Origin of the sequence: Nostoc sp. NOS(2021), from assembly GCF_017115025.1 — a bacterium.
Classification (GTDB): domain Bacteria; phylum Cyanobacteriota; class Cyanobacteriia; order Cyanobacteriales; family Nostocaceae; genus Nostoc.
The window spans coordinates 22,488-30,462 of the sequence record NZ_JABXKM010000103.1; the positions used below are offsets into that span (position 1 = coordinate 22,488).

Below are 7,975 nucleotides of genomic sequence, written 5' to 3' on the forward strand. Positions count from 1 at the left end.
TGTGAAAAAGGAAGAAACTTTACAGACAGTTTTACAAGATACTTTTGCAGTTTATACTCAAGTTCTCGATCAGCAGGAAGCGAAATTGCGATCGCAGGAGATCGGGATTGTCCAATCGATTGGGCAAGGAATCGCCAAAATCATCGGTTTGCCAAATGTGCAGTCAGAGGAAATTGTGCGTTTTACTGGCGGCAGTCTGGGGTTGGTGTTTAACCTCGATCCCGAAGAAGTTGGGGTAGTTTTGCTTGATTCTAGCGATCAACTCCAGTCAGGTACCCAAGTGCAGCGCACTGGCAAAGTGCTTGATGTACCTGTGGGCGACACACTACTAGGAAGAGTGATCGATCCCCTCGGTCGCCCCCTCGATGGTAAAGGCATGGTGCGAACTTCCCAACGCCGTCCTAGCGAACGCGATGCCCCGGCGATCATGGATCGTGCGCCCGTAAATGTGCCTTTGCAAACGGGAATCAAAGCAATCGATGCCCTGATTCCGATTGGACGCGGACAGAGAGAATTGATTTTAGGCGATCGCCAAACGGGTAAAAGCGGTCTCGCCCTTGATACGATTATCAATCAAAAAGGCAAAAATATTCTCTGTATCTATTGCGCGATCGGACAGCGCAGCGCAGCTGTTGCCAAGCTGATTGCCGACCTCGATGAGCATGAGGCTTTTGCCTACACAACAGTCGTGATGGCAGCAGGAGAAGATCCACCAGGCTTACAGTATGTCGCTCCTTATGCCGCTACTGCAATGGCAGAATATTTTACAGAGCAAGGGCGCGATGTGCTAATTGTTTACGATGACCTCACCAATCATGCCCGCACCTATCGAGAAATATCTCTGTTAATGCGCCGCCCACCCGGACGCGAAGCCTATCCAGGTGATATTTTTTACATTCACTCTCGCTTACTGGAACGCTCTACTCATTTCAATGAGAAACGGGGTGGTGGTTCCTTAACTGCGCTGCCGATCCTCGAAACAGATGCACAAAACATTGCTGCATATATCCCGACTAATCTAATTTCGATTACCGATGGACAGATTTATCTCTCGCCAAACCTCTTTCAAAAAGGAGTATTGCCTGCGATCGATATCGGCAAGTCGGTTTCGCGGGTAGGCGGCAAAACCCAACTAAAAGCCTATCGTACTGTTTCAGGAGATTTACGTCTTTCCTATTCTCAATTTGAAGAACTAGAGGCTTTCTCTCGCTTTGGGACGCGCTTAGAAGAATCGACTCGCCTAACTTTAGAACGTGGGCAACGGGTGCGCGAGATTCTCAAACAAAAGCAATATGCGCCGATGTCGGCTGCTGTGCAAATAGCCGTGTTGCTTTCGGTGACAGCAGGCTTGCTCGATTCCGTGCCGATCGCTAAAATTGCCATTGCCGAGTTTGCGATCGCCCAAGCAATATCCACCCAGTTAGCCGATCTTTGCCTGCAAATCGAAAGCGGAGCCGTATTGACTGATGCCGATCGCGATGCCTTACTTAATATTGCCAAAACTGCGATCGCTACAGCTGTAAAAGATCCAAAGGATTCAAAAGATCCAATTGATACAAAAGATTCAAAAGATCCAATTGATCCAAAGGATTCAAAAGATCCAAAGGATTCAAAAGATTCAAAAGATTCAATTGATCCAAAAGATTCAAAGGAGTAGCCATGTCATCCCTTGAGCTTCTCCAACGCCAAATCCACACTGCGGAAGATTTGCAAGCCGTGGTGAAAATGATGAAAGTATTAGCGGCGTTAAACATCCATCAATATGAACAGGCGGTTACTTCCCTCGCTGAATATAATCTTACAATCGAAATGGGTTTGCATGTCGTTCTGAAGGCAGCGCATAACCATGACGCACATACCCAACAGATGAATGGCGATAGTGATTCACGCTCCCTTTCGACCTCCGATGTTGGTCGTTGCGGCGTGATTATCTTTGGCTCTGACCAAGGGATGTGCGGTCAATTCAACGAACAGATTAGCCGCTATGCGATCGCCGAATTAGAGAAGTTGAACATCTCACCCGAACAGTTGGCGATTTTTGCCGTTGGATCGAGAATTATCTCCCATTTAGAAACCGCAGGCTATGCGATCGAGCAGACTTTCACCATGCCAGGATCGCTAACTGAGATCACATCAATGGTTCAAGAAATCTTACTGCACATTGCCACATGGCGCGATCGCCAGCAAATTGTCCGAATTTTCTTGTTCTACAACCACTTAAATTCTAATACGTTTTCCGAGCCGTACAAGCTGCAACTATTGCCACTCGATCGCGAATGGCTAGAACATATCGAAAGCCTTGCATGGCGATCGGTGAGCGCAGTCGAACCGCGATCGCGAACTCTACCAACTTTTACGATGCCGAGCGATGTTTTGGTTGCCTCTCTATTACGACAATATTTCTTTATCTCGCTTTATCGTGCTTTTGGTGAATCCCTCGCTGGTGAAAACGCTAGCCGTCTCGCTTCTATGCAAGTTGCGGAAAAAAACATCGAAGATCGGCTTACAGAGTTTACTGGTCAATTTCAGCAAAAACGCCAAACTGCAATTACAGATGAATTACTAGAAATTATTTCCGCTTTTGAGTTAAGCCATTAGATAATTCGTAATTCGTAGTTCGTAATGGGAGCATCATGAATCATGCGTGTCAACTTAAGCCTTGGCGAATAGAATTCGCGGCTACACAAACGAAGTCCACCTCCGTGGACTAATACAAAATCAAGGATTCTTAATCCACGAAGGTGGGTTTTGCCTGTGTAGACGCGGTTTCTAACCGCCCTTTTAACGTTAAGTTGACACCAATATTCATGAATTGCCCCTACGGTAAATCAAGAAAAATTCCTATAGATAGGTCGATTTTAAATGGAACTAAATGTTAAATTATCAAATCATTCCCAAGAGCAAAATCTCGGTTCCGTCCTCTCTGTGCGGAGCAGCATCATTGATATCCATTTTCCTAACCGATTGCCAGATATACATACCCAATTACAAACAGGAAAAGCGGGTAATATTACGATTGAGGTGGTTTCACATCTGGGCGCTCAGGTGGTGCGGGGTGTAGCACTTGTCCCAACCGCAGGTTTGACACGCGGCGAGATTGTCATTGATACTCAGCACCCGTTACAAGTTCCAGTGGGCGATCGCCTCTTAGGCAGAATGTTAAACCTATTTGGCGAAGTGATCGATGAGAAAGAGGCGATCGCAGGTGGCGAATGGCGATCGATCCATGCTACGCCGATCGCGATGTCAGAGCGAGTCACCAAAGCCGAAATCCTCAAAACTGGGATCAAAGTGATCGATCTGCTCACACCTTTGGAACGGGGCGGCAAAACAGGTTTGCTTGGCGGTGCAGGCGTTGGTAAAACGGTGCTAATTACAGAAATGATCCATAATATGGTCAAGCAGCACCAAGGCGTAAGTTTGTTTTGTGGGATTGGCGAACGCAGCCGCGAAGCTCTTGATTTATATCAAGAAATGGAAGCAACGGGCGTTCTTCAAAATGCAGTGTTAGTTTTCGGACAGATGAATGAACCCCCAGGAGCCAGATTTTGGGTAGGACACGCAGCGCTGACGATGGCAGAATATTTTCGCGATCGCTCTCAAAAAGATGTATTGCTTTTAATCGATAATATCTTTCGCTTTATCCAAGCCGGTTCAGAAGTATCGGGACTGATGGGACAACTACCTTCGCGGGTGGGCTATCAACCAACCCTGGCCACCGAACTCGCTCAACTAGAGGAGCGCATTTGCAATACATCGGCAGGGGCGATTACTTCCATTCAAGCGGTTTATGTACCTGCGGACGACTTCACCGATCCCTCTGCTGTGGCGGTGTTTTCGCATCTGTCAGCCGCGATTGTATTATCACGCAAACGGGCGAGTGAAGGGTTTTATCCCGCCGTGGATTTGATGCAATCGAATTCCAAAATGCTGATGCCTCATATCGTTGGCGATCGCCATTATCAAATCGCTCAAGCAGTACGCCAAACCATTGCCACATACGAGGAACTGAAAGATATCATTGCGATGTTGGGCTTAGAAGAATTATCCCCAGGCGATCGCAAAGTGGTTTATCGAGCGCGACTTTTAGAACGTTTTCTGACTCAACCCTTCTTTTCGACCGCCCAGTTTACAGGTTTGACAGGGAAATTAGTAGAATTAGACGATGCCCTAGATGGATGCGATCGCATTCTCAATGACGAGTTTTCTGATACACCAGAGCGATCGCTCTACATGATTGGTTCAATTAATGAAGTCGTAAAAGCTCCAACAGATGTAAAAGCACCAGAGGAGAGCAAAAAATCATGACCTCCACACCATCAGAAACACATCTAGAAATGCGGCTGAAAGTTGTCTTACCCACCAAAATCTTGATCGAAACAGGCGCAATCAAAGTGATTGCAGAAGCAGAGAATGGGATATTTTGCTTACTGCCTCGCCATATAGATTTTGTCACGACGCTGATACCGAGTTTGCTATCCTTCGTTTCAGCGCAAGGACAAGAGCAATTCCTCGCCATCGATCAAGGAATTTTGATCAAGCATGGTGATCAGGTAACAGTCGCTACTCAATATGCTGTCTCAGGTGGCGATTTGGGAATGTTGAGAAAAACCGTTGAGGAACAGTTTCGCTTAATCGATGAACGCGAAAAAACAGCACGTTCCGTTTTAGCAAAGCTAGAGGTAAACACGATTCGACACTTTATCGAGTTAGGTCAATATAGGACTCCTATTTGATTTTTGAACAAGACTCAGTACGGAATGGCACTAAGAAAAGCCCAAAGGCTTGTGTCGCCTCGTTCCCAGCCTGGAGGCTGGCAACGAATTCTGAGAGGTTCTACCTCTCGTTAAGAAAGAGGAGGCGGAGCCTCCCAGAATGGGTTACCAGCCTCCAGGCTGGGAACCAGTCAGGGCAGGGGCTGTATCTTAACTTAGTGCCATTCGACTCAGTACGGATCTATCTCTTCTTCCCTATTCCCTGTTCCCTATTCCCTGTTCCCTGTTCCCTATTCCCTGTCCACACAAGTAAATTCAGGAATCAAACCGGATTCCTATATGTATGAAAACTCCCTCCCGGAAGTCGCGATCGCAAACGCATCTTTTCACCAAAGCGATCGCTAATAAAGAACGTCGCAAACTTTATGCTCGTCAAGCAAAACCTTATGGTGGCGTTTGGTTTGGTTTAGGTTTTGCAGGCTTGATCGGTTGGTCAGTCGTTGCACCAACTTTGTTAGCGATCGCACTAGGCATCTGGATCGATCGCCGATTTCCCGGTCAGTTCTCATGGACATTAGCACTGATGCTGGCAGGTTTAACCATTGGTTGTTTGATTGCATGGGAATGGGTATCGAAGGAGCAGGAACGTATGGCAAAATCTCAACCATCCGATGATTTTCCTCAATCTCCAGCCGATTCTCCCAACCAGAAAGATTAACAATTTAAAATTCAAAATTGTTTGCGTAGCGTCTCGTAGAGAAGAGAGTTACACAAGGGGATTTAAACCCCGACTGAATTTTAATTCACTCAGCACTCCTAACTCCTAACTCCTAACTCCTAACTCCTAACTCATTACTCCTAAACACCCACCGCCGAGTAACCCGCAATCGAGAGGTCAATGATGGCAAATGCAACGGACTTTAAGGACTATTACACCATATTGGGAGTAAGCAAAACCGCAACCCCTGAAGAAATCAAACGGGCTTACCGCAAGCTGGCCCGCAAATACCATCCCGATCTTAATCCTGGAGATCAAAGCGCAGAGGAAAAATTCAAAGACCTGAACGAAGCAAATGAGGTACTCTCTGATCCAGAGAATCGGCAGAAATACGATCGCTTTGGTCAGCACTGGAATCAAGCGGTTCAGGGCGGATCTGCGCCACCTGGAAGGGGTTCTACTGTCTCGACCGAAGATTTTGCTCAGTATGGTGACTTTGATTCCTTTATCAACGATCTGCTGGGTGGAATGAGAGGTGAATCGAGACGTAGAACTCAGACGACGGCAACCGATGGCTTTGATGGTTTTGGTGACGGATTTCGTTCTCAAGCTCCCGCACCAGATACTGAAGCTGCGATCGCACTCACATTTTCCGAAGCATTTCACGGTGTCCAAAAGCGGTTGCAACTCGACGACGAAACGATTAACGTCCGTATTCCCGCAGGCGCAAAACCAGGTAGTCGAATTCGGCTTAAGGGTAAAGGTCGTCCTAGTCCGTTCTCTCCCCAGCGCGGCGATTTGTATCTTAGCATCGAGGTGTTACCCCATACCTTCTTTCGATTTGAGGGCGATGACCTGGTTTGTGACATTCCAATTCGCCCCGATGAAGCGGTTTTAGGCGCACAAATCAGCGTACCGACCCCCGATGGTAGCGTGACGGTAAAAGTTCCTAAAGGGGTGCGATCGGGGCAATCGCTAAGACTGCGCGGCAAAGGCTGGACATTGCCAAAAGGGGGACGAGGTGACTTATTTGCCAAACTTCAGATTGTCACGCCGAAAGACCTTAGTGCGATCGAGCAAGAATACTACGAAAAAATCCAAGCAAATACTAGCTTTAACCCGCGTGCCCAATTAGAGGAGATTAAGTTATGACTTTCAGCCTTTCAAAAACCGTGGTTTCACTCGAAGGTGAGCAACTCTACACCTTTGAATATGCCGCATTGATAACTAAAACTTCGATTACGCTTGTGAAGTTTTATGCTGAGTTAGGTGTGATTGAACCGATCGGCGATTTGCTGCATTCCCGCGAGATTGCTCGAATTGCTCAGATTCAGCGTTTGCGTCAAGATTTGCGGCTGAACTTAGTTGGAGCCGCAATGGTGTTAGATATGGCTCAGGAAATTGCCCAATTACGGGCACAGTTAAAGGTGTATCAGTCTCATAAATCGTGACATCTCCTACACTGAACCGAACCAAAATACATTACAGCTATAGCAACGGACAAGAAGGTTAGGACATTAACTGATGATAAAACCTGTATACAAACAGACTTTTAACCCAGTCCCCAGTAAAGAGTCCCCAGTCCCCTGCTATATTTTAAGCTAAATAGACGACGCGGTAGGGGCACAGCAATGCTCACTAGTGTCAACTTAAGCCATAAACCCCTTTAAAACCTCGTTTCCAGCCAGAGGCTGGAAATGCAGCTCATTGCGGCTTTGCCGCAAGTCTTGAGGCGGAGCCTCTCGGAATGCATTCCCAGTCGGAGACTGGGAACGAGACAATCTTTAAATGCTGCTTCTAGACTAACTTTCACCTGAAGTTGACACCAATGAGCTTTTTCTGTGCCCCTACTCCTACTTTTTTTCACTCACGACTTAGTAAGGTTAAAGCCAATACGCTTGGGTTAAGGCTTAACTCTTTATCAAAGTCAATTTTTTTAACGAACCGCGTACTCCTGCAAAGAAGCAAGCTACGCGTAGCGTCTCGCAGAGAAGGAAGAGAAGAAAGAGAAGGAAGAAATGCTTAACTGAACTGTATTGAGGTTAAAACAGAAGTTGCTATAGAAAAAGCGGAAGTTGCTACAAACTGCGTGAAATACGGAAACGTCAAGGCGGAAGTTCTTACAAGGAAAGCGGAAGTTACTACAGACTGCGCGAAACACGGAAACGTTAAGGCGGAAGTTCTTACAGACTGCGCGAAATACGGAAACGTCAAGACGGAAGTTCTTGCAGGGAAGGCGGAAGTTGCTACAGACTGCGCGAAACACGGAAACGTCAAGGCGGAAGTTCCTACAGGGAAGGCGGAAGTTCCTACAGACTGCGCGAAACACGAAAACGTTAACCCTGGAGCAATATTTTTTGATGGATGCTAAATGTGGGATTCTGTTAAATTTATCCAGCGTCCGATCTAGGACTTATATCATGTCCGGGTAATTAGTTGTGATTCCCATAGTCATTGCACCCCACCCCCAGCCCCTCCCCGCCGGCGGGGAGGGGAGATAAAGCGTAGCTTTGGCGGGGTGGGGTTCTTGGGGTTTAGTAAG

Annotated in this window: 8 protein-coding genes; all 8 read left to right on the forward strand. The window is 46.9% G+C overall.

From position 1 onward, the window contains the following. Position 1 precedes the first annotated feature (1 nt). The 8 genes from HWQ41_RS12960 (at position 2) to HWQ41_RS12995 (ending at position 7,804) form a co-directional block, all read left to right on the forward strand. On the forward strand, positions 2–1,657 hold the full coding sequence (locus tag HWQ41_RS12960; RefSeq protein ID WP_292763285.1) for an alternate F1F0 ATPase, F1 subunit alpha: 1,656 nt from the start codon (positions 2–4) through the stop codon (positions 1,655–1,657). A 2-nt stretch (positions 1,658–1,659) separates the two neighbouring features. Next, positions 1,660–2,598 (forward strand): F0F1 ATP synthase subunit gamma, encoded by a 939-nt coding sequence (locus HWQ41_RS12965; RefSeq protein WP_292763287.1) that lies wholly within the window; start codon positions 1,660–1,662, stop codon positions 2,596–2,598. Between the two features lie 264 nt (positions 2,599–2,862). Further along, positions 2,863–4,308 (forward strand): F0F1 ATP synthase subunit beta, encoded by a 1,446-nt coding sequence (atpD, locus tag HWQ41_RS12970; protein WP_292763289.1) that lies wholly within the window; start codon positions 2,863–2,865, stop codon positions 4,306–4,308. Next, the gene (locus tag HWQ41_RS12975) at positions 4,305–4,736 is read left to right on the forward strand and encodes a F0F1 ATP synthase subunit epsilon (RefSeq protein WP_292763291.1); all 432 of its coding nucleotides are present in this window, start codon (positions 4,305–4,307) and stop codon (positions 4,734–4,736) included. Before atpD ends, HWQ41_RS12975 begins: the two co-directional genes overlap by 4 nt. A 322-nt stretch (positions 4,737–5,058) precedes the next feature. Continuing rightward, the gene (locus tag HWQ41_RS12980; protein WP_292763293.1) at positions 5,059–5,433 is read left to right on the forward strand and encodes an AtpZ/AtpI family protein; all 375 of its coding nucleotides are present in this window, start codon (positions 5,059–5,061) and stop codon (positions 5,431–5,433) included. A 183-nt stretch (positions 5,434–5,616) separates the two neighbouring features. Continuing rightward, positions 5,617–6,585: a DnaJ C-terminal domain-containing protein gene (locus tag HWQ41_RS12985; RefSeq protein WP_292763294.1), complete on the forward strand. Its 969-nt coding sequence runs from the start codon at positions 5,617–5,619 to the stop codon at positions 6,583–6,585. Further along, complete coding sequence (locus tag HWQ41_RS12990; RefSeq protein ID WP_292763296.1) at positions 6,582–6,884, forward strand: chaperone modulator CbpM; 303 nt, start codon at positions 6,582–6,584, stop codon at positions 6,882–6,884. The genes HWQ41_RS12985 and HWQ41_RS12990 overlap by 4 nt, the downstream gene beginning before the upstream one ends. A 638-nt stretch (positions 6,885–7,522) precedes the next feature. Beyond that, positions 7,523–7,804 carry a hypothetical protein gene (locus HWQ41_RS12995; protein WP_292763297.1) on the forward strand — a complete coding sequence of 94 codons (282 nt, stop codon included), beginning with the start codon at positions 7,523–7,525 and terminating at the stop codon, positions 7,802–7,804. The last annotated feature ends 171 nt before the right edge of the window (positions 7,805–7,975 follow it).